Genomic DNA, 24,319 nt, shown 5'->3' with positions numbered 1-24,319 from the left:
CCCCACTCTGGTGACCAACCCACCAGGCGGAGCTCAGGCCTCCGACTGGATCTTCGAGAAGTCCGCCACCTGATTGAACAGCGTGCCAATCTCCGTGAGGAGCCGGATGCGGTTCTCGCGCAGTTCCCGCTCCTCGGCCATCACCATCACCTTGTCGAAGAAGGTGTCCACGGTGGGCTTGAGGCCGGTGATCTCCTTGAGGGCCCCGGAGAAGTCGTCGGCCTTGACCCGGTCGGCCACGCGGTTGCGCGCCTGGAGGTAGGCCGAGTGGAGCTGGCGCTCGGCGTCGTCGGTGAGGCGGTTGGAGTCCACCTCGCCGCGGGCCACGTCCTTGCCCTGCTTCTCGACGATGTTGACCACGCGCTTGAAGGCCACCGCCAGGGGCGCGAAGTCCGCCTGGCCCACGAGCGGGGCGAGCGCCTGGAGCCGCTTGTGCGCGGCCACGAGGTCCTCATAGCCGGCGGACAGCACCGCCTCCACCACGTCCGTGCGGTACTGCTCCATCCACAGCGCCTTGAGGCGGCCGCGGAAGAACTCGAGCACCTGCTCGCGAGGCGCGGGCTCGCCGGCCTTGCGCTTGACGTTGGCGATCTTCGGCCCGAGCTGCTCCAGCGCCGCGTCCACCGCCTGGGGCAGGGAGAAGCGGTAGCCGCGCTCCAGGACGATGCGGATGACGGACAGGCACGCGCGCCGCAGGGCGAACGGGTCCGCCGCGCCGCTGGGGCCCTTGCCGATGGCGAAGATGCCACAGAGCGTGTCCAGCCGGTCCGCCAGGCCGATGAGGGCCCCGGGATCCTGCGTCGGCAGCGAGTCCTCGGCGGTGCGCGGCAGGTAGTGCTCGAAGATGGCCAGGGCCACCGCCTCGGGCTCACCACCGGCACGGGCGTACTCGCGGCCCATGACGCCCTGGAGCTCGGGGAACTCGCCCACCATGCCGGTGACGAGGTCCGCCTTGGCCAGGGTGGCGGCGCGCTCGATGGTGGACTGAAGGCTCCCCTTCCCCGTCCACCCGGCGAGCTTCACCGCCAGCGAGCGGAAGCGCTCGACCTTCTCGGCGTAGCTGCCGAGCTGCCCCTGCCACACCACGCGCGCCAGCTTCTCCGTGCGGGCCTCGAGCGGCGTCTTGCGATCCTCGTCGAAGAAGAAGCGCCCGTCGGCCAGACGCGAGCGCAGCACGCGCTGGTAGCCGCGCAGGGACACGTTCACGTCGCGCACCGGCGTGTTGGACACGGCGATGAAGCGCGGCAGCAGCTTCCCGTTGGCGTCCACCACGGAGAAGTAGCGCTGGTGGCTCTTCATCTCCTGCACCAGCACCTCGGGGGGCAGGTCCAGGTGGCGCTCCTCGAAGCTGCCCACCACCGGGTTGGGCAGCTCCACCAGGTTGGTCACCTGGTCCACGAGGGAGTCGTCCTCCATGAGCTTGCCGCCCGCCTGCTGGGCCGCCGCGCGCACCCGCTCCAGCACCTGGGCGCGCCGCTTGGAGAAGTCCGGCACCACGTTCGCCTTCTCCAGGGCCGCCTCGTAGTCCGAGGGCTTGGAGATCTCGATGGCCGCGGGCGACAGGAAGCGGTGGCCGTACGTCGTCCGGCCGCTCTTCACGTCGCCGAGCACCACCGGCAGCACCTCGCCGCCCAGCAGCGCCACCACCCACTGCACGGGCCGCGCGAAGGCCTGGTCCACGTCACCCCAGCGCATCGTCTTGCGGAAGTTGATGCCGTGCACCGCCGTGTGGAGGATGTCCTTGAAGATGTCCGCCGCGGGACGGCCCTTCTCCTCCACCTTCGCGCCCAGGTACTCGCCCTTGGGCGTCTGCATGCGCAGCAACTGGTCCACCGACAGCTTCTGGCTCTCGGCGAACTTCTCCGCCGCCTTGGTGGGCTTGCCGTCCTTGTCGAAGGCCGCCTTCGCGCTCGGGCCGAGCACCTCGCGGGTGATGTCCTCACCCCGCTCCGCGACGTCCTTCACCCACACCGCCAGCCGCCGCGGCGTGCCGTAGGTGCGCACCTCGCCGTGCTTCAGCCGCGCCTCGGCCGCGCGCTCGGTGATGACGCGCTTGAGGTCCTCCAGCGCCGGCAGGATGAACGAGGCGGGGATCTCCTCGGCGCCGATCTCCAGGAGCAGATCACTTGCCACGGGCCACCTCCGCCTCGGCGGGCTTGTTGAGGATCAAGGTCTTCCAGTAGTCGCTGGCGGGCTTGCCCTCGAGCACCGGGGGCTGCTCGCCCACGGTCCAGGCCGTCTTGAGTAGCGGGTAGCCCAGCTTCTCGCGCATCTTCAGGTAGCCCTCGGCGCACAGGCGGGCGTTGTCACGCACACGCTTGATGAAGTTGGCGCGCTCCGTCACCGAGATGGCGCCACGCGCGTCCAGCAGGTTGAACGCGTGCGAGCACTTGAGCGCGTAGTCATACGCGGGCAGCGGCAGCTCGCGCTCGATGAGGCGCTTGCACTCCTTCTCGTAGGAGTCGAACAGACCGAACAGCATCTGCGCGTCCGACTCCTGCAGCGCGTACCGGCTCATCTCCACTTCGTTGGCGTGGAAGACCTCGCGGTACTTCACGCCCTTGACCCACTCGATGTCGAAGATGTTCTCGACGTTCTGCAGGTACATGGCGATGCGCTCGAGGCCGTACGTCAGCTCCGCCGACACGGGCCGGCACTCGAAGCCACCGCACTGCTGGAAGTAGGTGAACTGGGTGACCTCCATCCCGTCACACCACACCTCCCAGCCCAGGCCCCAGGCGCCCAGGGTGGGCGACTCCCAGTCGTCCTCGACGAAGCGGATGTCGTGCTCGAGCGGATCGATCCCGAACGCGCGGATGGAGTCCAGGTAGAGCTGCTGGACGTTCTTGGGCGCCGGCTTGAGGATGACCTGGAACTGATGGTGCTGGAACAGGCGGTTGGGGTTCTCGCCGAAACGGCCATCGGCGGGACGCCGCGAGGGCTGCACGTAGGCCACGTTCCAGGGCTCGGGGCCCAGGGCGCGGAGGAAGGTGGACGGGTGCATGGTGCCCGCACCCACCTCGAGATCATAGGGCTGGGCGATGATGCAACCCTGCTTTGCCCAGTGGTTCTGGAGCGTGAGAATCAGATCCTGGAAGTACATGGCGCCGCGGACCCTAGTGATGGGGTCCTGGAGCGTCAAGGACGGCCGTTACTGTTCGTCCCACAAGGGCAGATCGCCGACACGGACGGACATCTCCGTGTGCTCACCCGGCCTGATGGGGGCCGACAGCATGCGGCTGGCGCCGTCCGGATCCACCACCCGCAGACGGTAGGTGGCCACCGGCAGCGGCACCTTGCGCAGGGGGGTGGTCCCCAGCTGATTGTCACCATCGAACACCGCGGACCGGGGCACGGTGTAGAGCGTGAGCCAGCCGAGCTCCGCCTTCGCCGCGCCTCGAGAGGTACGCGTATCGATGACCTCGGGCTCGCCGTTGGTCGCGGGCTCGGGGGCCGGCTTCGCGTCGGCCACGGGCTTCGACTTCGTTCCGGCGGCCGGCTTCGGCTCCGGCACGGTCTTGGGAGTGGCGGTGGCCTGATTCCGCGTCTTCCGGGCGTCGGCCCTGGACTTCGACGGGCGCTCGGCCGAGGCAACGGCCTCCGGCTCCGGCTCCTGGACGACAGCGGGCTCCTGCGTGGGAGCGGGCTCCTGCTGGGCCAGAACGGGCTGCTCGGCCGTCTCGGGCGGGGTCTCGGGAGGAGCGGGCACCGGCAATGGCTCCGCCGGGGGCGGCCCGTTCGGCAACTCCTCCCCTTTCAGCTCCTTCAGGGCGGCCGCGTAGAGGGGTGTCAGCAGGGCCCGCGTCGGCGGGTAGTAGATGGCGCCGCCAATGGCCGCCAGCAGGAGCAGCAGGAAGATCCGTCCTCCCCAGCCCGACCCCTCGCGAGGCGCTTCCGCCTGAGGCACGGGGGCCCGGCCTGGCAGGGTGCGCGGCTCCGACGCCGCGTCCTCGGTCACGCCGCTTGGAGCGCGCACCACGGGCTGCCTGCGGACGGGCCGGGTCTTCGCGAGCTCGTCATCCTCCTCCTCATCCGGCTCGGGAGCCGCGGCCTGCGGGCGGGAGAACGCACCCGACCGGGGAGCGGGAGTCCGGGTGGAAGGGGGCGCGGCAGTGGGGGTGGACGTGGACGTGGGCCGGCGCGGAGCGGGCTTGGGCCCGGATCCCCCCGCGGGCTTCGGCGCCGGAGTCACCCCCGAGGACGACTTGGCGGCACGAGGTGGACTGGTCGGGTTGGCGGAGCGGCCGGGGAGGACGGGCGCCACGAACTTCCCGGTCGGCGGATCTCCCTCGTTGGCGCTCTCCAGGAGCTCGCGCGTCTTCTGGATCTTGTCCTCGAAGAGCTGCCGCATCACCGCGGCCAGCTGCTCCTCGTGGAAGAGCTCCGCGCCGCAAGCGGCCTCGATGGCGCGGGCCATCTCCCGGCCCGAGGCGAAACGATCCGCCGGCTCACGCGCCAGCGCGCGCATCACCACCTGGGCCAGCGCCTCGGGGATGCGCGGGTTGATGCTCGACGGGGAGGTCACCTCCGCGTCGGCGATCTTCATCATCACCTCGGCCTCGTGGGCCCCGGAGAACAGCCGGCGTCCGCACAGCATCTCGTGCAGGATGACGCCGACGCAGAAGAGATCGCTGCGGCCATCGAGCTGCTCGGAGCCCCGCACCTGCTCGGGAGACATGTAGCCGGTGGTGCCCTTCACCATGCCCACCTGCGTCCGGCCGAGCCGCCCCTTCGCCTTGGCGATGCCGAAGTCGATCACCTTCACGTTGCCGTCGAAGGTGACCATGATGTTCTTCGGGGACACGTCGCGGTGAACCACCGGCCGGGGCTTGCCCGAGGGGTCGGTGTAGCTGTGCGCGTAGTGCAGCCCGAGGCACGCATCCCGCACCGCGCGAGCCGAGAACCCCAGGGGCAGCGGGCGCTGCTGCTTGCTGGAGGCGACGAGGATCTGCTCCAGGTTCTGCCCGGCCAGGAACTCCATGGCCAGGTACAGCTCGCCGTCCTGATCTCCCAGGTCGAAGACCTGACCGATGTTGGCGTGGGCGAGCGAGGCGGTGATGCGCGCCTCGTCCAGGAACATCTTGACGAACTGGTCGTCCTTCTGGACGTCCGGGAGGATCTGCTTCAGCGCGACGAATTTACGGAACCCGCCCGGTCCCGCCGTGAAGGCGAGGAAGAGCTCCGCCATCCCTCCCATGGAGAGACGGGTGACGATCTCGTACTTACCGATGCGGCGTCCGCGATCGAAGTCGAGACCCGCGCTGCCTTGGGGCCCCTGATTGGCCATTGGGCGGGCATTCTAGCCGGGGGAGCGCGCCGGGTCGACAAGAGCGACTCAGCGGGTCGGCGCTTCCATCCGTAGCCCTGGAGGCAACAGGGCGGCCACCTCGTCCCGGAAGGGCAGGCCCGACACGGCGCCGACGTGCTCCACCACCCGGGAGCCCACGACGCACCCGAACGTGGCCAGGGCCTCCAGATCCTCGCGAGTGGCCCGCGCCAGCTCCGAGGCCTCCCCGTACCGCCGGCTCAGTCCGAGCAGGAAGGCCGACGTGAAGCCATCCCCCGCCCCGGTGGTGTCCACCACGCGCGCCCGGGGCGCGGGCACCCGCACCACCTCGTCCCGCCAGAGGAAGACGGCCCCCGCCGGGCCCAGCGTCACCACGGGCAGCAGCACCCCCAGCCCCGCCAGGTGCCGCAGCGCCTCCTCCGGGTCCGTCTTCCCGGTGGCGAAGGCCACCTCCTCCTCGGAGAGCTTCACCACCGTGCACCCCGGCAGCAGGTGCCGGAGCAGCTCGCGCAGCACCTCCGGGTCCTCCCACGCGTGGATGCGGATGTTGGGATCGCAGCTCACGATGCGCCCCGCTCCGCGCGCCAGCTCCAGGGTGCGCAGCATGGCCGCCCGGGCCTCGGGCAGCTTCAGCGAGTTCGTCCCGCAGTGCACCACCCTCCCCTTCGCGAGGAAGCCGGGATGCACGTCCCGCGCGCTCAGCAGGAACTCGGCCGAGCGGGTTCGGAAGTAGGTGAAGCTGCGCTCGCCCCGCGCGTCGATCGAGATGAAGACGAGCCCCGTCCTCCCCTCGTCCGTGTGGCGCATGTGGCTGACGTCCACGCCCTCGGCGGCGAGGCGCTCGTGCAGGAAGTGGCCGAATTCGTCCTCGCCCACCACGCCGACATAGGCCGAGCGGCCGCCCAGCCGCGCCACGCCCACCGAGACGTTGGCCAGGGAGCCTCCGATGCAGGGCTTCCACGCCGTCACGTCGCGCACGCGCTGGCCGGGCTCCGCCGGGACGAAGTCCACCAGGGTCTCGCCCACGCACACCACGTCGAGTGACGAATCCCCCTCCTGCCTGGCCATGTGCTGCCTCCTGGAAGCGGCCCGTCAGTCCAGACCGACCTGGGCCATGAAGTCCACGCTCTTGAGGCGGCGGCCGAGGTGGTGGGAGATGAAGACGTTGAGCACGCCCCGCGCACGCGCGCGAAGCTCCGGCGGCAGGGGCGTGCGCTGGCCCTCCTGCAGCGCCCGGAGCCCGGACAGCAGCTGGGGCGGCACGGCCACCGCGTCACGCGCCCGGCCCGAGCAGGCCTCGCAGACCGCGCCGCCGTGGGCCTGGTCGAAGCGAGGACGCTCGCCCGGCGAGCCACCACACAGCGCGCACGAGTCGAAGCGCGGCATGAGCCCGGCGTGGGCCAGCGCGGACAGCTCGAAGGCCAGCAGCGAGGTGGGACCGGCCTCGTTCGCGTCCAGCTTGCGCAGGTAGTCCTCCAGCAGCTCGAAGAGCTCCGTGTTGGGCTCGTGGTCGCGCGTCAGCTCGCGGCACAGCTCCACCGCGTAGAGGGCGCGGGCGATGAGGGGGAGATCCGCGCGGGCCCCGTAGTAGCCGGCCACGATGTCGGCCGAGTCCAGGCGCACCGTGGAGCCGCGCGTCTCCACCAGCTGCACGCGCAGCCGCATGTAGGGCTCCAGCGCGCCGGCGAAGCGCCGCTTGCTCTTGCGGGCTCCGGCCGCGAAGGCCGTCAGCTTGCCGTGTTCGCGCGTGAGGAGCGTGACCAGCCGGTCGGCTTCCCCGTAGTCCACCGTGGAGAGGACCAGCGCCTCGTCGACGAAACGCTCCATGGTTCCAATCAACCCGGGAGGGGGCTGGGAAGCTTCCCGGTCATCACCAGGGCCACGTACGCCCCCACCCCCAGCACGGCCAGCACCACGCAGAGGATGAGCCACGCCCGGCGCCGCCGCTCGCGCTCCAGCACCACCGGACTCGGCTCCGGTGTCGCCTTGTCCACCTCCTCGTAGCGCAGCACGGCCTCTTCCGGCGCCAGCCCGATGACGGTGGCGTAGGCACGGATGTAGTTGAGCACGAAGACGCGCGCGGGCAGACGCTCCATCTGCCCCTCCTCCAGCGCGGCGATGAGGCTGGGGGAGATCTTCGTCACCTGCGACACCTCGTCGCGGGACAGGCCGCGCAGCTCGCGCTGCTGGGACAGATACTTGCCGAATTCGACGTGGTCCACGGCGGTGGGACTCTCTCCGGTTACAAGGCTTCGAGGAGCCGGCGGCAATCGTCCTTGAGCACCTGGCTCTTGGCCTTGGCCTCGCAAACGGTGAAGCTCTGCCGCGCCTCCTCCACCTTCCCCAGCTTCACCTGGCAGGCGCCCTCGCGCAGGTAGGCGTCCGCCACGTCCGGGCAGGCCTCACGATAACGCCCGAAGGAGCGGCACGCCTCGGAAAGATTGCCCGACTCCTCGTGGATGATTCCCAGGTTCTTGTATCCCAGGCAGAAGCCGGGGTTGGTCGTCACCGCGGCCCGGATGCTCTGCAGCGCGCGCTCCGTCTCGCCCTTCTTGTAGAGCGCCCAGCCCATGTTGCCCTGGGCGATGTAGGGCGTGGGGTAGAGCATGTCGTTGAGGGACTCCTCGTACAGCTTGATGGCCTCGTCGTAGCGCGACTGGGACAGGTAGACGTTGGCCAGGTTCGTCTTGGCCTCGGAGAAGGCCGGGCGCAGCTCCAGTGCCTTCTTGTAGTGCTGGATGGCCTCCTCCGGCCGGTTGAAGGCCAGGTGCAGGAGGATGGCCACGGCGTTGTGCGCCTCCGGGTAGTCCGGGTCCAACGTCAGCGCCTTCTGCAACTCCTTGTAGGCCTCCTGCACGTTCCCCAGCTGCTGGGCCTGGAGGCCGAGCTCGTAGTGGATCTCTGCGCCCTGCCGCTCCTTCTCGGAGGGGACATGCTTGCAGCCCATCAGGACGAGCGCGAGGAGCCAGGCGGAAGTGAGGCGGCGGAACATGGTGGTGAGTCTCGTGGGGTGGAGGGTCAGAAGGAGGACAGCAGCCGGCCCAGGTTCGTCGAGGCGTTGCGCTTCTCCTCGGCGCGGCTCCTGGCGGCGCCCGGGACGAGCTTGGGGTCCTTGTAGAAGACGGGCAATGTTTTCAGCAGCTCGTCCTGGTGCGCGGCGGGCAGGCCCCGGAAGTTCGCGTTGTCCATCATGAAGCCCATGGACTCCACGAAGCCGAGCGCCGCGGCCTCGTCCTGCTGGTAGTCCTCCTGGCTCGCGGCGCGCCGGCCGGGCACGTACACCGCGCAGTCCTGGGCCTCGGAGAGGTACAGGTAGATGAAGACGGCGAAGCCGCCCGAGCCGCGCAGCCCCAACACGAAGGCCTGCGCTGGCCCCGCCGGCTTGCCGGGGATGGCCAGGTGCGGCGAGTTGATGGACTGGTACAGCGACAGGACCTGCTCGCGGTGGGCCGGCAGGCCTCGGAACCGCTCGTCGATGGAGAACACGTTGGGCGCGACCCCCGCGCTACCGCGTGGTGAGGGTGAACTCCTCGGAAACATCCTCCCCGTCCGCCGCGGTGCGCTGGAAGCGGATGAGCGGGTTGTCGATCATCACGTTGCCGCCGCCCTCGTTGCCCTCGCCGATGATGACCTTGAACACGTGCTGGGCAGATTGGCTCCGCCGCGAGCTGCCCGCCACTTTATGGGCCATCAACAGCACCGTGTTCTTCCCCGGCAGCAGGCTGCGGGTGATCTCCGTGATGACCTGGTCCTCGTTGTTGCGCAGCTTCCGCACCCACCGGGAGTTGATATACAGGTCGATGTCGTACTCTGTCATACCCGGAACCGACTGCTCCGTGGCGAGCCAATAGCGGCGGGTGATGCGAGCCGGGGCGGTGTCCGCCGGGGTGACCGGGGACGCCGGAGCCGGGGTGGCCGCGGGCGCGGTGGCCGGAGCGGGCGCCTTGGCCGAGGCCGCGGGAGCGGGCGCGGTAGCCGGAGGCGGAGCAGCCGCCGGAGCCGGGGTGGACGGGGGCGCGTTCACCAGCTTGACGGCGTAGCCGGGCGCCTCGATGTAGACGTCACCCTTCTCGTCGATGCGGACGGACGTGGGCTTGTCGAACTTCTGGTTCGTCACGCCGTCGATGCGGACGCCGTTGAGGTACACCGAACCGGCGAGAGCCGAGGCGGGAAGCAGGACCGCGAGGGCGAGTGCGAGAGTGGATCGGCGCATGGGGGACTCCTCCAGAGGCCAGAGCGATAGCGCACCCGTCAGGGGTGGACAAGCACGCGAACGGGAGACCGGAGGGGCGGCCGTGAAATTCAGCCGCCCGCTCCCTCAGGGAGCCGCCTTCTGTTCAGGGGTCTTCTCCAGCCCCTCGCGCTGGGCGAGAGCCCAATCACCGCCCAACCCCTCCCCTTCCCGGAAGCGCCTGAAGTCACGGCGGACCGCGCGGGGATAGCGGCGGAAGACGTCCAGCTCACCCGCCTTCTTGGCCTGCCAGATGCGGGTGGGGCCGGCGTTGTAGGCCATGAGCGCCAGGTCCAGGTCCCCGAACCGGTCGTTGAGCTCCCGCAGGTAGCGGATGCCCAGACGCACCCCGAGGGCCGGATCCGAGGCCACCTCCTCGCGGGACAGGCGCAGCCCCTGCTTCTCGGCGAGGAAGTGCAGCGTGCTGGGCTTGATCTGCATCAGCCCGCGCGCGCCCTTGTCGGAGATGGCCTCCTCGGTGAAGTCCGACTCCACGTCGATGATGGCCAGGATCAGCAGCGGATCATACCCCGCCTGGCCGGACTCCTCGGCGATGGCGTGGACGATCTGCTGACGCAGGGTGAGACCCAGTTCCGGGGCCCGCTTGGTCAGCACCGCGTCGATCAGCGCCGCGTCGGGGGAAGCAGCCTCGAAGCGCGCGGGCTCGACCGCGAGCGGCACGTCGGGCGGGGCGAACAGGGGTACCGCCCGGGCGGACAGCACCAGGGCCAGGCCCGCTACCAGGGGGAGCTTTCCACACCCGGAACCGAGCGCATGAAGCCAGCGGAACAACCCCTCCCCGCGCCGTCCTGCCGGGCCGGAGGAGGACCCCATCACTTGCGTTGCCCCAGCGCTTCGATGCGTTCGGCCAATCGGCTCAGCCGCGCCTCGACGTCCTGGATCTCATCGCGCCGCGGAATCTTGAAGTGCACCAGGGCGCGCCGGACCCCCTCCTCCACGTTGTGCTCGAGATCCTTGCGCTGGCCCGCCAGACGCTCCGTCAGCAGCCGCGCCTGACGGATCATCTCCTCGGGGCTCCAACCAGCCAGCCCGGCCACGCGCTGCACGGTGCGCGCGGCCTCCTCCTCGGCGGTGGACACGGCCAGCAAGGCCTGGCTCCACACCCGCTCGAACGTCTCCGCCAGCGGGTGCTTGTGCGGGGTCTCCTGCTTGTCCATGAATCGCTCTCCAGCACGGCCACCCGGACCTGGGGCCCGAACGGCGGGGGTTGGGATTACCGAGGTAATCACGCCCCCTAGTCGAAGGAAACGCCCTCCACGCTCGCCCGCCTGCTCCTGCGTCCACTGCCGGATGCTCGCCCGGTAGACTTCAGGTCGAGCTCCAAGGTCCTCCCCGGATAGTTTACCGCCACACCACCCGTCAAGCCGTAAAGCCGTAAAGATCCGAAGAAAAGAAAACCGCCACCCCGGAAACCGGAGTGGCGGTGTGGGACATCAGGACCCGGAGTGCGGACTAGGCAGCGCCGCTGGTCTCGGTCCGGCTGCCAGTGGGAGCCGGGGGCGGAGCGACATCCTCGCCGTGGGTGGCGGCCAGGGCGGCCTCCATCTCGGAGATTTCGTCGGCCGGGCTCTCCACCTCGATGTCGAGGTACTTGTAGTTGGGCAGACCCGTACCGGCGGGGATGAGGCGGCCCATGATGACGTTCTCCTTGAGGCCGCGCAGGTAGTCCACCTTGCCGTTGATGGCGGCCTCGGTGAGCACCTTGGTGGTCTCCTGGAAGGAGGACGCCGAGATGAACGACTCGGTGGAGAGCGAGGCCTTGGTGATGCCGAGGAGCAGCGGCTCGCCGACGGCGGGACGCTGGGCCTTGGCCATGACCTTCTCGTTCTCCTCCTCGAACACCCACTTCTCGACCTGCTCGTCGACGAGGAAGCTGGTGTCGCCCACGTCGGTGACGCGCACGCGGCGGAGCATCTGCCGGACGATCACCTCGATGTGCTTGTCGTTGATCTTCACGCCCTGCAGCCGGTAGACCTCCTGCACCTCATCCACCAGGTAGCCCGCGAGCGCCTTCTCGCCGAGCACCTTGAGGATGTCGTGCGGGTTGGCCGAGCCGTCCATGAGCGCCTCGCCGGCCTTGACGCGGTCGCCGGCGTGGACGCTGATGTTCTTGCCCTTGGAGATCAGGTACTCCTTGGCCAGGTCGGTGCGCAGCTCGCCGCCCACCTCGGGGGTGAGGATGAGCTTGCGCTTGCCCTTGGTGTCCTTGCCGAAGGAGACCACGCCATCGATCTCGGCGATGGCCGCGGCATCCTTGGGCTTGCGCGCCTCGAAGAGCTCGGCCACGCGGGGCAGACCGCCCGTGATGTCCTTGGTCTTCGTGGTCTCGCGAGGAACCTTGGCGATGACCTCACCCGCGTGGATCTCATCGCCGTCGTTGACGGTGATGATGGAGCCCTGCGGGAGGAAGTAGCTCGCCTGGGCCTTGGAGGAGACCAGGTCCTTGATGTTGCCCTGCTCGTCGCGGATGGTGATGCGCGGACGGGCCTCGGGGTCCTTGGACTCGACGACCGTCTTGCGGCTGAGGCCGGTCACCTCGTCCAGCGACTCGTTCATCGTGACGCCTTCGATGATGTCCTCGAAGCGCACGACACCGCCCACCTCGGTGAGCAGCGGGATGGCGAACGGATCCCACTCGGCCAGCAGGGTGCCGGCCTCGAGCTTCTGGCCCTCCTTCACGAGGATGCGGGCGCCGTAGATGACCTGGTAGCGCTCGCGCTCACGGCCGCTCTCGTCGACGATGACGATCTCGCCGTTGCGGTTCATGGCCACCAGGCTGCCGTCCTTCTTCTGAACCGTGTTCAGGCCGGCGAACTTCACCATGCCCGCGTTGCGGTTCTCGAGGCTGGACTGCTCGGCGCGCCGCGTCGCCGCACCACCGATGTGGAAGGTGCGCATCGTGAGCTGGGTACCCGGCTCACCGATGGACTGCGCCGCGATGACGCCGACGGCCTCGCCCACGGACACCTTGCGGCCACGGGCCAGATCACGGCCGTAGCACTCCACGCAGATGCCGCGCTTGGCCTGGCAGGTGAGCACCGAGCGGATCTTCACCTTGTCCAGACCGCTGTTCTCGATGCGCTTGACGCGATCCTCGTCGATCTCCTCGTTGGCGCGCACGAGCACGTCGTTGGTGACCGGATCGAGGATGTCATCCAGGGCCACGCGGCCGAGGATGCGCTCGCCGAGCGCCTCGATGATCTCACCGCCCTCGACCAGGGCGCCGATGAACAGACCGTCCATGGTGCCGCAGTCGTACTCGTTGATGATGGCGTCCTGGGCCACGTCGACGAGACGGCGGGTGAGGTAACCGGAGTTGGCCGTCTTGAGGGCCGTGTCCGCCAGACCCTTACGAGCGCCGTGGGTGGAGATGAAGTACTGGAGCACGGAGAGGCCTTCACGGAAGTTGGCCGTGATGGGCGTCTCGATGATTTCGCCGGAGGGCTTGGCCATCAGTCCGCGCATACCCGCCAGCTGGCGGATCTGCTGGGCGCTGCCGCGGGCTCCGGAGTCGGCCATGATGTAGATGGGGTTGAACGACGGCTGCTTGCGCACCTCGCGCTTGCCGTCCTTCTCGCCCACGGCCTCGTCCTGGGAGATCTGCTGCATCATCTCGGCGGCCACCTTCTCGGTGATCTCCGCCCAGATATCGATGACCTTGTTGTAGCGCTCGCCGTCGGTGATGAGACCCTCGAGGTACTGGTTCTCGATCTCCGCGACCTCCTTGCGCGCGAAGTCCAGGAACTCCTGCTTCTTGGCAGGAATGATCATGTCCTTCAGGGCGATGGAGATACCGGCCTTGGTGGCGTTGGTGTAGCCGAGCGACCGGATGCGGTCGGCCAGGAGCACCGTCTCCTTCTCGCCGGTGAGGCGGTAGCAGAGGTCGATGAGGCCGCCGAGCGACTTCTTGTCGAGCACCTTGTTGATGGCGTCGAAGCCCACCTTGCGCGGCACGATGTCCCACAGGAGGACGCGGCCGACGGTGGTCTCCTTGCGCTTGCCCTGGATGCGGCAGACGATCTTCGCCTGCAGGTGCACCTCGCCGTGGTCGTAGGCGGCGCGCACCTCGTCGGGCGAGGAGAACACGCGGCCCTCGCCGTGGGCGAACTCACGGGCGCGCGTCATGTAGTAGATGCCGAGCACCATGTCCTGGGTGGGGACGATGATGGGCTTGCCGTGCGCGGGGCTGAGGATGTTGTTGGTGGACATCATCAGCACGCGGGCCTCCATCTGAGCCTCGATGGAGAGCGGCACGTGGACGGCCATCTGGTCGCCGTCGAAGTCCGCGTTGAAGGCGGCGCACACCAGCGGGTGGAGCTGGATGGCCTTACCCTCGATGAGCACGGGCTCGAAGGCCTGCATGCCGAGGCGGTGCAGGGTGGGCGCGCGGTTGAGGAGGACCGGGTGCTCACGGATGACGTCCTCGAGGATGTCCCAGACCTCGGGACGCTCCTTCTCCACCATCTTCTTGGCGCTCTTGATGGTGGTGACGTACCCCTTCTCCTCGAGCTTGTTGTAGATGAAGGGCTTGAAGAGCTCGAGGGCCATGATCTTGGGCAGGCCGCACTGGTGCAGGCGCAGCTCGGGGCCCACGACGATCACGGAGCGACCGGAGTAGTCCACGCGCTTGCCGAGCAGGTTCTGACGGAACCGGCCCTGCTTGCCCTTGAGCATGTCGGACAGCGACTTGAGCGGCCGCTTGTTGGGGCCGGTGATCGTCTTGCCGCGGCGGCCGTTGTCGAACAGGGCGTCGACGGCCTCCTGGAGCATCCGCTTCTCGTTGCGGATGATGATGTCCGGAGCGTTGAGCTCCTGCAGCCGCTTGAGACGGTTGTTGCGGTTGATGACGCGGCGGTACAGGTCGTTGAGGTCGGACGTCGCGAAGCGGCCACCGTCCAGGGGGACGAGCGGGCGCAGGTCGGGCGGGATGACCGGGATGACGTCGAGCATCATCCAGTCCGGCTTGTTGCCGGACATGCGGAAGGCCTCGGCGACCTTGAGGCGCTTGGCGTACTTCTTCTTCTTGGCCTCCGAGTTGGTCTCGCGCATGTCGCGGCGGAGATCCTCGGACAGCCTGACGACGTCGATGGAGCGCAGCAGCTCGCGGACGGCCTCGCCGCCCATACCGGCGGAGAAGGAGTCCTCACCGTGCTCCTCGTAGAGCCGGTGGAGCTTCTCCTCGCTGACGAGCTCGCCCTTCTGCAGGGGCGTCGCCTTGGGGTCGATGATGATGTAGCTCTCGCAGTACAGGACCTTCTCGAGCTCCTTGAGCGTGATGTCGAGCAGGTTGCCGATACGCGAGGGCAGCGACTTGAGGAACCAGATGTGCGCCACGGGCGTGGCGAGCGTGATGTGGCCCAGGCGCTCACGGCGCACCTTGGACTGGATGACCTCCACGCCGCACTTCTCGCACACGACACCACGGTGCTTCATGCGCTTGTACTTGCCGCAGTTGCACTCGTAGTCCTTTACCGGGCCGAAGATGCGGGCGCAGAACAGGCCGTCCCGCTCCGGCTTGAAGGTGCGGTAGTTGATCGTCTCGGGCTTCTTCACCTCGCCATGGGACCACTGGCGGATCTTGTCCGGCGACGCCAGCGCGATGCGGATGGCGTTGAACGAGAGCGGATCCTTCGGCTTCTCGAAGAAGTTGAAAATGTCCTTCACGTTGCCTCCGAATTTCTTCTGAGCGCCTGAGCGCGAATTCGTTTCGCCTGGCCGCCAGCGCCCGCCCGCTCAGGGAGCGGGCGCCGGGGGACAGGCACGCTGGACTAGGCCTCGGTACCGGTCTTCACGCGGTCCTCGCCGTCGCCGCCACCGCCGAAGTCACCACCGAACGAGCGCTGGCGCTCGGGCGGGGCGCTCTCGAGCAGCTCGACGTCGAGCGCGAGCGACTGGAGCTCCTTGAGGAGCACGTTGAACGACTCGGGCAGGCCGGACTCGAGCACGTTGTCGCCCTTGACGATGGCCTCGTACATGCGCGTACGGCCCACCACGTCGTCGGACTTGACGGTGAGGAACTCCTGGAGCGTGTACGCCGCGCCGTAGGCCTCCATCGCCCACACTTCCATCTCTCCCAGACGCTGGCCGCCGAACTGGGCCTTGCCGCCCAGGGGCTGCTGCGTGACGAGCGAGTAGGGCCCGATGGAGCGGGCGTGGATCTTCTCGTCCACCAGGTGGTGCAGCTTGAGCATGTACATGACGCCCACGGTGACGTTCTGGTCGAACGGCTCACCGGTGCGGCCGTCGAAGAGCACCATCTGGCCGGTGCGCGGCAGGCGCGCCTCGTCGAAGAGGGTGTGGATCTCCGTCTCGCGCGCGCCGTCGAACACCGGCGTGGCGACATGGATGCCCTTCTTCAGGCGGTAGCAGAGGCTCTTGACCTCGTCGTCGGACAGGCCGTCCACGAAGTCGCCGAAGGCCTTGTCGTCGTAGACGGTCTTCAGCTGCTTCTTGAGGTTCTCACCGCTGTAGTTCTCGTCGATGTAGCGCTGCAGCTGCTCGCCCACGCCCTTGGCGGCCCAGCCCAGGTGCGTCTCGAGGATCTGCCCGATGTTCATGCGCGAGGGCACGCCCAGCGGGTTGAGCACGATGTCCACGGGACGGCCGTCCTCGAGGAACGGCAGATCCTCCTCGGGGAGGACGCGGGACACGACACCCTTGTTACCGTGGCGGCCGGCCATCTTGTCGCCCACGGCCAGCTTGCGCTTGATGGCGACGTACACCTTCACCATCTTGATGACGCCCGGCGGGAGCTCGTCGCCCTTCTTGATGCGGGCGATCTTCTCGCCGAAGGCCAGCTTCACGGCCTCGGTGGTCTCCTCCAGGTTGCGGAGGATGTCGCGCAGCTTGCCGTCGAGCGGATCGCCGACGGAGATCTCCGTCCAGTACTTGTACGGGACGGTGGCCAGCAGCTCGTCGGAGACGATGTCCCCCTTCTTCAGGAGGATCTTGCCCTTGTCGTCCACGAGCTTGCCCTGGACTTCCTTGCCGCGGAGCATGATGCGAATGCGGCTGTAGGCGCTGTCGCGCAGGACCTTGATCTCGTCGTTCTGGTCCTTGAGGAGCTTGGCCTCCTCCATGGACTCGATCTGCTTGGCGCGCTCGTCCTTCTCGACGCCCTTGCGGCTGAACACCTTGGCGTTGATGACGGTGCCCACCACGCCGGGGGGCACGCGCAGCGAGCTGTCGCGCACGTCGCCGGCCTTCTCACCGAAGATGGCGCGCAGCAGCTTCTCCTCGGGGGAGAGCTGGGTCTCGCCCTTCGGAGTGATCTTGCCCACCAGCACGTCGCCGGGCTTCACCTCGGCGCCGATGCGGATGATGCCGCTCTCGTCGAGGTCCTTGAGGGCCTCCTCACCCACGTTCGGGATGTCGCGGGTGATCTCCTCCTTGCCGAGCTTGGTGTCGCGCGCGATGCACTCGAACTCCTCGATGTGGATGGACGTGAAGACGTCCTCCTTGAGGATGCGCTCGGAGATGAGGATGGAGTCCTCGAAGTTGTAGCCCTGCCACGGCATGAACGCGACGACGACGTTCTGGCCCAGCGCGAGCTCACCGGTCTCGGTCGCGGGACCGTCGGCGATCACGTCACCCTTCCGCACCCGGTCGCCCTTGCGGACGATGGGCTTCTGGTTGAGGCACGTGTTCTGGTTGGAGCGCTGGTACTTCAGGAGGTTGTAGATGTCGACCTCGCTGGAGATGTCGAACGCGCCCGCGGCGGTGTCCGCCTTCACCACGATACGGCTGGCATCCACGCTCTCCACGATGCCGTCGCGACGCGCCACGCAGGTGACGCCGGAGTCGCGGGCGACGATCGCCTCGATACCGGTGCCCACGAGCGGGGCGGCGGTGCGCAGCAGCGGCACGGCCTGGCGCTGCATGTTGGAGCCCATGAGCGCGCGGTTGGCGTCATCGTTCTCGAGGAACGGGATGAGGGAGGCGGCCACCGACACGAGCTGGTTCGGGGACACGTCCATCAGGTCCACGTCCTCGGCCTTGGCCTGGACGAACTCGCCGCCGCGGCGGGACGACACGAGGGCGTTGAGGAACTTGCCCTTCTTGTCCGTCTCGGCGTTGGCCTGGGCGATGGTGTGCTTCTCCTCCTCGAGGGCGGAGTAGAAGGCCACGTCACCGGTCACCGCGCCGGCCTCCACCTTCTTGTACGGCGTCTCGACGAAGCCGAACTCGTTGACGCGGGCGTAGGTGGACAGCGACGCGATGAGGCCGATGTTCGGACCTTCCGGCGTCTCGATGGGGCAGATGCGGCCGTAGTGCGTCGGGTGCACGTCGCGCACCTCGAAGCCCGCGCGCTCGCGGGTGAGGCCACCGGGCCCGAGGGCGGACAGACGCCGCTTGTGCGTGACCTCGGACAGGGGGTTCGTCTGGTCCATGAACTGCGACAGCTGGCTGGACCCGAAGAACTCCTTGATGACGGCCGTCACGGGCTTGGCGTTGATCAGGTCGTGCGGCATGAGCGTCTCGATCTCCTGGAGGCTCATGCGCTCCTTGATCGCCCGCTCCATGCGCACCAGACCGATGCGGTACTGGTTCTCCAGCAGCTCGCCCACCGCGCGCACACGGCGGTTGCCGAGGTGATCGATGTCGTCGATCACACCCTTGCCGTTCTTGAGGTCCACCAGGTAGCGGATGACCTCGAGGATGTCGCGCTTGGTGAGGATCTGCCCGTCGAGCGGCTCCTCAAGGCCGAACTTGAAGTTCAGCTTGAGGCGGCCGACCTTGGACAGGTCGTAGCGCTCGGGGTTGAAGAACAGGTTGCTGAAGAGGTTGGTGGCCGTCTCCGGCGTGGGCGGATCTCCCGGGCGCAGGCGGCGGTAGATCTCCATGATCGCCTGCTCGGGGGACTCGATCTTGTCCATCATCAACGTCTCACGCAGGTAGGGACCCACGTTGAGGTTGTCGATGAAGAGGACCTTGAACTCCTTGATGTCGCGCTTGAGGAGCTCGTCGACCTTCTCCTGCGAGACCTCCTCGTTGCACTCGAGGATGACCTCGCCGGTGTTCTCGTCCACCACGTCGTAGGCGGACACCTTGGTGAAGAGCTCGTCCGCGTCGATGGGGAGCGTCTTCATCTTGGCCGCCTCGAGCTTCTTGATGGCGGCGCGGGTGAACTTGCGGTTCTTCTTGACGATGACCTCGCCCGCCTTGGTCTTGATGTCGCGCGTGGCGCGCTGACCGGGCAGGAGCTCCAGCTCCACCGACTTCTCGAAGTCGACGTTGCTCTGGAGGTAGATGGTCTCCGTGGCGTAGTAGTAGTTGAGGATCTCCTCGGTAGAGCCGCGGAACTCCAAGGGGTTCTTCTTGGCGGTGTCGGCCACCGCGCCCAGGGCGCGGATGAGCACCGTGGCCGGCAGCTTGCGGCGCCGGTCGATGCGCACGTACAGCAGGTCCTTGTGGTCGAACTCGAAGTCGATCCACGAGCCGCGGTACGGGATGATGCGGGCGTTGTAGAGCAGCTTGCCAGACGAGTGGCTCTTGCCCTTGTCGTGGTCGAAGAAGGCACCCGGGCTGCGGTGCAGCTGGCTGACCACCACGCGCTCGGTGCCGTTGATGATGAAGGTGCCGTTCTGGGTCATCAGCGGGATTTCCCCGAAGTAGACCTCCTGCTCCTTCACGTCGCGGATGGACTGGGCGCCCGTCTCCTCGTCCTTGTCCCACACGACCAGGCGCACGACGACCTTGATGGGAGCCGAGTAGGTCATCCCACGCTGGTGGCACTCGTCGACGTCGTACTTGGGCTTTTCGAGGTGATAGCTGACGAACTCCAGCGAGGACGTCTCGTTGAAGTCACGGATCGGGAATACCGACTTGAAGACCCCCTGAAGCCCAATGTCCTCACGCTTCTCCGGCGGGATGTCGGCCTGGAGGAACTTCTCGTAGGACTGCTTCTGGATGTTGATGAGGTTGGGAATGTCGATGGTCTTCGCGATCTTCGCGAAGGTCTTCCGCACTCGGAAGTTGTTCTGGATCTGCGTCGGCATTCGAACTCCGGGGCGAGCAATCTCGTGGCGGGGCGAGATTGAGTAACGCGCAGCGGCAGCGGGAAATTTAGAGATACGGAAAGGGCAAAGCCGGCGCACCCCTTCCGGGCACGCCGGCCTGCTCATCCGGTCAGGAGGCGTCGGGAATTTCCCGAAACCCGGCGCCTACCTGAAAACAACAAAACTACTTGATGTCGACCTTGGCGCCAGCCGCGGTGAGCTGGTCCTTGATCTTCTTGGCGTCGTCCTTGTTGACGCCCTCCTTGACGGTCTTGGGAGCGCCCTCGACCAGGTCCTTGGCCTCCTTCAGGCCCAGGCCGGTGATCGCGCGGATCTCCTTGATGACGTTGATCTTGTTGGCGCCGGCGTCGGCCAGCACCACGGTGAACTCCGTCTTCTCCTCGACCGGAGCGGCGGCGGCGGCGGCGCCAGCGGCGGGGCCGGCCACGGCGACGGCAGCGGCGGAGACGCCCCACTTGTTCTCGAGCTGCTTCACGAGCTCGGCGGCCTCCATCACCGTCAGGGTGGAGAGCTGGTCAACAATCGCGTTCAGATCAGCAGGCATTTCGATGTCCTTCGGTTTCTAACGGTCTTCCTCCACGCAGGGAGGAAAAGACCAGAGGTTTACGGTGGAAGTGCTTCTCGGTTCGGTTACTTGGGCTGCTTGTCCACGTTCGCCTGGAGCACGCGGGCCAGCTGGGAGCCGGGGGCCGCGATGGTGCGAACGAGCTTGCCGGCAGGCTGGTTGAGCATGCCCAGCAGCTGGGCGCGGAGCTCGGGCAGTCCGGGCATCTTCGCCAGGGCCTTCACACCCTCGACGTCGACGCGACGGCCCTGCACGGACGCGCTGCGGACCTTGATGGACTCGAGATCCTTGATGAAGTCCGTGAGGATCTTCGCCGGGGCCACGACGTCGTCGTAGCTGATGGCGATGGCCACGGGACCCACGAAGTCCTCGGCGATGACCTCCACCGGGGTACCCTTCGCGGCGCGCTTGGCCAGCGTGTTCTTCAGGACCTTGTAGTCCACCTTGCCGTCGCGGAACTTCTTGCGCAGCTTGGTGACCGTCTCCACGTTCAGCTTGGAGAACTCAGCGACGATCGCGGTCTGAGCCCGCGAAAACTTCTCGTTGAGCTCCTTGATCAGTTCTTCCTTCTCGCTCTTGATCACTTGGTTTCACCTCCCTTACGACACCCACCCGAAGGCGGGCTGGATTACCTGGGCCACACAAGTGGCAGAGCGAGTAAGGAGCCCCGAGAGGCACCACACCGCACCTCCAGTCTCGGCAGGGCGACTCCGGGAGTCGTTTGAACCCTGGGGAGCGCCCGTGTTTCCGACCGGTTGCCCGGTTGCCAACGGAAGGCACGAGTCCTACCCAAGGTCCCTGCTGTCTGGGACCAGGGATGTTGAAGCGCCCGGTCTCATCGACATGGCGCCTCAATTGCAAAAGCCGGGGCGCTATACCCGCGGCTTCGCGAAAGGTCCAGCGAATTTCGACAACTGGCGTCAAAAAAACGACGGGGCGGGCCTCGTACCGTGAGGCTGCCCGCCCCGTCATGAACCGACGACTCCCCTGCCCTACTCCTGACTACCGGTGGCGGGCGAGGATTTCGGTGGTGTCGATCTTGATGCCGGGGCTCATGGTGGCGGAGATGGCCACGCCCTTGAGGTAGACGCCCTTGGCAGTGGCCGGCTTGAGCTTCATCACCAGGTCCACCAGGGTGTTGAAGTTCTCCTGGAGCTTCTCCGGGGTGAAGGAGGCCTTGCCGAGCTTGGCGTGGATGATGCCCGCCTTCTCGGCGCGGAACTCGACCTTACCGCCCTTGGCATCGCGGACGGCCTTGGCGACGTCCATGGTCACCGTGCCGACCTTCGGGTTGGGCATGAGGCCGCGGGGACCGAGCACCTTACCGAGCCGGCCGACCACGCCCATCATGTCCGGGGTGGCGATGACGGTGTCGAACTCGAGGAAGCCGCCCTCGATGCGCTTGGCCAGCTCGTCGCCACCGACCACATCGGCGCCAGCGGTCTCGGCCTCGGTGGCGCGCTCGCCCTTGGCGAACACGGCCACGCGCACCGTGGCACCGGTGCCGTGCGGAAGGACGACGGCGCCACGGACCATCTGGTCCGCGTGCTTCGGGTCCACGCCCAGGTTGAGCGCGACCTCCACGGTCTGATCGAACTTCGTGGCGCGCAGGCCCGTGGTCTCCTTCAGGAGCTGGAAGCCATCGGCCACGGTGTAACGCTTGTTGCGGTCCACCTTGGCAACGGCGGCGCGGAACTTCTTACCAGTCTGAGGCATGTGGAAAATCCTCTTTTAGAAGGTGTGGGGGGTGGAGGAATCAGACGACTTCGATGCCCATGGAGCGCGCGGTGCCAGCGATGGTGCGCTTGCAGGCGTCCAGCGAACCGGCCGTCGTGTCCTCGAGCTTCTTCTTGGCGATCTCCTCGAGCTGCTTCTGGGTGATCTGCCCCACCTTCTCCTTGCCCGGCTTCTTGGCGCCCGAGCCCTTCTTCTTCTCGGTGTGCAGGCCCGCCGCCTTCTTGATGAGGACGGCCGCGGGGGGCGTCTTCAGGATGAAGGTGAAGGAGCGATCCTGATACACGGTGATGATCACCGGGATGATCAGACCCTCCTTGGCCTCCGCCTGGGTCTTGGCGTTGAACTGCTTGCAGAACTCCATGATGTTCACGCCCTGCTGACCGAGCGCGGGGCCGATCGGCGGAGCGGGGTTCGCCTTACCGGCGGGAATCTGCAGCTTGACCTGTCCAGTGATCTTCTTCATCGACTGACGACTGCCTTTCGAGACGGTGGTTCCTACGGGCCACTTGACGGGCGGCCCTCCCACCCTGGGATTCCCCGGTCCTCACGGGCCGGGGAAGACTGCTAGCCGGTGGTCTTCTCCACCTGCATGAAATCGAGCTCCACCGGAGTGGCGCGGCCGAAGATGCTGACGAGCACCTTCACGCGACCCTTCTCCGCGTTGACCTCTTCGACCGTGCCGTTGAAATTGGCGAACGGCCCGTCGATGACGCGGACGGTGTCTCCGTCGGAGAACTGCACCTTGGGCTTGGGCTTGAGCGTTCCCTCGGAGATCTGGGAGGTGAGCCGGGCCACCTCCTTGTCCGAGATGGGCGTGGGCTGCTCGTTCTGGGCCGCACCGGGGAAACCGGTGATCTTCGGCGTGTTCTTCACCAAGTGCCAGGAGCGGTCATTGAGCTCCATCTGCACGAAGATGTAGCCCGGGAAGAACTTGCGCCGGGACGTCTTCTTCTCGCCCTTCACCATCTCGACGACCTGTTCCATGGGAATCAGGATTTCGCCGAACAATTCCTGCAACCCCTCGAGCCGGATCCGCTCCTCCAGGCTCTTCTTCGCCTGGTTCTCGAAGTTCGAGTAGGTGTGGACCACGTACCATTTCATCGCCATTACAGCTTCCCCCAGATGGAGGGTATCCACTCAACCATAAGGTTGTAGGCGAGGGTGTCGATGAAGAAGAGGAGAACGGCCGCCACGACCGACGCGACGATGACCGCCAGGGTCGACGCCTTGGTCTCCGCCCAGGAAGGCCAGGTGACCTTCATCAGCTCCGAGGCGACCTCGAGCGAGAGACCATGGGTCTTGGGGTGCAGGTAGGCGCCCACGGCGAGGCCCGCGGCGAGCACGAAGCCCACCAGCGAGGAGACCTGCCAGTCGATACCCTCGATGACGGTGGGGTCACTCCATCCGGCCCGGGCCCAGATGAGGCCACAGACGTGCTCGAGGAAGAGCGCGAAGATGAGACCCGCGATGAGGTAGAAGATGACCACCAGCCGCTTCGGATCCATGCCCGAACGGTTGGCCTGCTGGCTGGCTTCGGATGCCGCTGCCATGATACCTCGCTGACTGAGTACTAGCTGATCCCGGAAAACACAGGGACCCCCGGTACGTGGGTACCGAGGGTCCCTGCAACTCAACGACTGGCAGGCCAGGAGGGATTCGAACCCCCAACACGCGGATTTGGAGACCGCTGCTCTACCGTTGGAGCTACTGGCCTAGAGAACACCCGACCACAACAACCGAACTAGACCTTACCTTCCTTATGGACGGTATGCTTCCGGTCGCGGGGGCAGTACTTGCTCAGCTCGAGCTTGTCCTGGCTCTTCCGCTTGTTCTTGGTGGTGTAGTAGTTCCGCTCCTTGCACACCGTGCACTCGAGCGAAATGATGCTGCGGTTACCCTTGGGCATGACTTGAACTCTATAGGCACGAGGGGAAAGCTGCTTATCACAGCTCCCCCCTCGGGGTTGACCGCCTGATGGGGCGAGCCCGAGGGCCCGCCAGCCAACTAGGCGATGATCTCGGCCACGACGCCGGCGCCCACGGTACGGCCGCCCTCGCGAACGGCGAAGCGCAGCTCCTTCTCCATGGCCACAGGGGTGATCAGCTCCACCTCGATGGCGATGTTGTCGCCCGGCATCACCATCTCGACGTTCTCCGGCAGCTTCACGGTGCCCGTCACGTCCGTGGTGCGGAAGTAGAACTGCGGACGGTAGCCCTTGAAGAACGGGGTGTGACGGCCACCCTCTTCCTTCGTGAGCACGTAGATCTGCGCCTTGAACTTGGTGTGCGGGGTGATGGAGCCCGGCTTGGCCAGCACCTGGCCGCGCTCGAGATCCTCACGCTTCAGGCCACGCACCAGCGCGCCGATGTTGTCGCCCGCCATGCCCTCGTCCAGCAGCTTGCGGAACATCTCCACGCCCGTGACGACCGTCTTCTGCGTCGGACGCAGACCCACGACCT

General features: G+C 67.0%; 21 protein-coding genes and 1 tRNA gene. All 22 read right to left on the bottom strand.

Going from position 1 to position 24,319, the window contains the following annotated elements; translation table 11 throughout:
* Positions 1-33: 33 nt before the first annotated feature.
* On the bottom strand, positions 34-2,133 hold the full coding sequence (gene glyS, locus NR810_RS35605) for a glycine--tRNA ligase subunit beta (protein ID WP_257459057.1): 2,100 nt from the start codon (positions 2,131-2,133) through the stop codon (positions 34-36).
* Complete coding sequence (glyQ, locus tag NR810_RS35600; RefSeq protein WP_257459055.1) at positions 2,123-3,103, bottom strand: glycine--tRNA ligase subunit alpha; 981 nt, start codon at positions 3,101-3,103, stop codon at positions 2,123-2,125. Before glyQ ends, glyS begins: the two co-directional genes overlap by 11 nt.
* Before the next feature lie 48 nt (positions 3,104-3,151).
* Positions 3,152-5,287, bottom strand: a complete 2,136-nt coding sequence (locus NR810_RS35595) for a serine/threonine protein kinase (protein ID WP_257459053.1) — start codon at positions 5,285-5,287, stop codon at positions 3,152-3,154.
* A 48-nt stretch (positions 5,288-5,335) separates the two neighbouring features.
* Entirely contained in the window at positions 5,336-6,355 is a 1,020-nt protein-coding gene (locus NR810_RS35590) for a carbohydrate kinase family protein (RefSeq protein ID WP_257459051.1), read from the bottom strand.
* A gap of 24 nt (positions 6,356-6,379) precedes the next feature.
* The gene (gene recO / locus NR810_RS35585) at positions 6,380-7,114 is read right to left on the bottom strand and encodes a DNA repair protein RecO (protein ID WP_257459049.1); all 735 of its coding nucleotides are present in this window, start codon (positions 7,112-7,114) and stop codon (positions 6,380-6,382) included.
* Positions 7,115-7,122: 8 nt separating this feature from the next.
* Positions 7,123-7,509, bottom strand: a complete 387-nt coding sequence (locus NR810_RS35580) for a helix-turn-helix domain-containing protein (RefSeq protein ID WP_257459047.1) — start codon at positions 7,507-7,509, stop codon at positions 7,123-7,125.
* A 20-nt stretch (positions 7,510-7,529) separates the two neighbouring features.
* Complete coding sequence (tgl, locus tag NR810_RS35575; protein ID WP_257459046.1) at positions 7,530-8,279, bottom strand: social motility TPR repeat lipoprotein Tgl; 750 nt, start codon at positions 8,277-8,279, stop codon at positions 7,530-7,532.
* 26 nt (positions 8,280-8,305) lie between these two features.
* On the bottom strand, positions 8,306-8,773 hold the full coding sequence (locus NR810_RS35570) for a social motility and stimulation tgl protein (protein ID WP_257459043.1): 468 nt from the start codon (positions 8,771-8,773) through the stop codon (positions 8,306-8,308).
* Between the two features lie 19 nt (positions 8,774-8,792).
* The gene (locus tag NR810_RS35565; RefSeq protein WP_257459041.1) at positions 8,793-9,500 is read right to left on the bottom strand and encodes a hypothetical protein; all 708 of its coding nucleotides are present in this window, start codon (positions 9,498-9,500) and stop codon (positions 8,793-8,795) included.
* 105 nt (positions 9,501-9,605) lie between these two features.
* A complete protein-coding gene (locus tag NR810_RS35560; protein WP_257459039.1) occupies positions 9,606-10,352 on the bottom strand; it encodes a lytic transglycosylase domain-containing protein in 747 nt (248 codons plus the stop codon).
* Positions 10,352-10,696 carry a phasin family protein gene (locus NR810_RS35555; protein ID WP_257459037.1) on the bottom strand — a complete coding sequence of 115 codons (345 nt, stop codon included), beginning with the start codon at positions 10,694-10,696 and terminating at the stop codon, positions 10,352-10,354. Before NR810_RS35555 ends, NR810_RS35560 begins: the two co-directional genes overlap by 1 nt.
* Positions 10,697-10,991: 295 nt before the next feature.
* A complete protein-coding gene (gene rpoC, locus NR810_RS35550) occupies positions 10,992-15,203 on the bottom strand; it encodes a DNA-directed RNA polymerase subunit beta' (RefSeq protein WP_257459035.1) in 4,212 nt (1,403 codons plus the stop codon).
* A 104-nt stretch (positions 15,204-15,307) separates the two neighbouring features.
* Positions 15,308-19,537, bottom strand: a complete 4,230-nt coding sequence (gene rpoB, locus NR810_RS35545; protein ID WP_257459033.1) for a DNA-directed RNA polymerase subunit beta — start codon at positions 19,535-19,537, stop codon at positions 15,308-15,310.
* A gap of 184 nt (positions 19,538-19,721) precedes the next feature.
* The gene (gene rplL, locus NR810_RS35540; RefSeq protein ID WP_257459032.1) at positions 19,722-20,102 is read right to left on the bottom strand and encodes a 50S ribosomal protein L7/L12; all 381 of its coding nucleotides are present in this window, start codon (positions 20,100-20,102) and stop codon (positions 19,722-19,724) included.
* Between the two features lie 86 nt (positions 20,103-20,188).
* Positions 20,189-20,707, bottom strand: coding sequence for a 50S ribosomal protein L10 (gene rplJ, locus NR810_RS35535; RefSeq protein WP_204219738.1), 519 nt, complete (start codon positions 20,705-20,707; stop codon positions 20,189-20,191).
* Positions 20,708-21,125: 418 nt separating this feature from the next.
* Complete coding sequence (gene rplA, locus NR810_RS35530) at positions 21,126-21,839, bottom strand: 50S ribosomal protein L1 (RefSeq protein ID WP_257459031.1); 714 nt, start codon at positions 21,837-21,839, stop codon at positions 21,126-21,128.
* A gap of 40 nt (positions 21,840-21,879) precedes the next feature.
* Positions 21,880-22,323, bottom strand: coding sequence for a 50S ribosomal protein L11 (gene rplK, locus NR810_RS35525; protein ID WP_257459030.1), 444 nt, complete (start codon positions 22,321-22,323; stop codon positions 21,880-21,882).
* A gap of 101 nt (positions 22,324-22,424) precedes the next feature.
* The gene (gene nusG, locus NR810_RS35520) at positions 22,425-22,967 is read right to left on the bottom strand and encodes a transcription termination/antitermination protein NusG (RefSeq protein ID WP_257459029.1); all 543 of its coding nucleotides are present in this window, start codon (positions 22,965-22,967) and stop codon (positions 22,425-22,427) included.
* Entirely contained in the window at positions 22,967-23,410 is a 444-nt protein-coding gene (gene secE, locus NR810_RS35515) for a preprotein translocase subunit SecE (RefSeq protein WP_257459027.1), read from the bottom strand. The genes nusG and secE overlap by 1 nt, the downstream gene beginning before the upstream one ends.
* Positions 23,411-23,498: 88 nt before the next feature.
* Positions 23,499-23,574: transfer RNA gene (locus NR810_RS35510), tRNA-Trp, on the bottom strand.
* A gap of 27 nt (positions 23,575-23,601) precedes the next feature.
* Positions 23,602-23,766, bottom strand: a complete 165-nt coding sequence (rpmG, locus tag NR810_RS35505; RefSeq protein WP_043392848.1) for a 50S ribosomal protein L33 — start codon at positions 23,764-23,766, stop codon at positions 23,602-23,604.
* Positions 23,767-23,864: 98 nt separating this feature from the next.
* A partial coding sequence (locus tag NR810_RS35500) for an EF-Tu C-terminal domain-related protein (RefSeq protein WP_257459024.1) occupies positions 23,865-24,319 on the bottom strand: 455 nt, incomplete at its 5' end.

Origin of the sequence: Archangium lipolyticum (assembly GCF_024623785.1) — a bacterium.
Lineage (GTDB): Bacteria > Myxococcota > Myxococcia > Myxococcales > Myxococcaceae > Archangium > Archangium lipolyticum.
The sequence above is the reverse complement of the archived record's forward strand: the minus strand, read 5'-3'. Positions and strand labels throughout refer to the sequence as shown.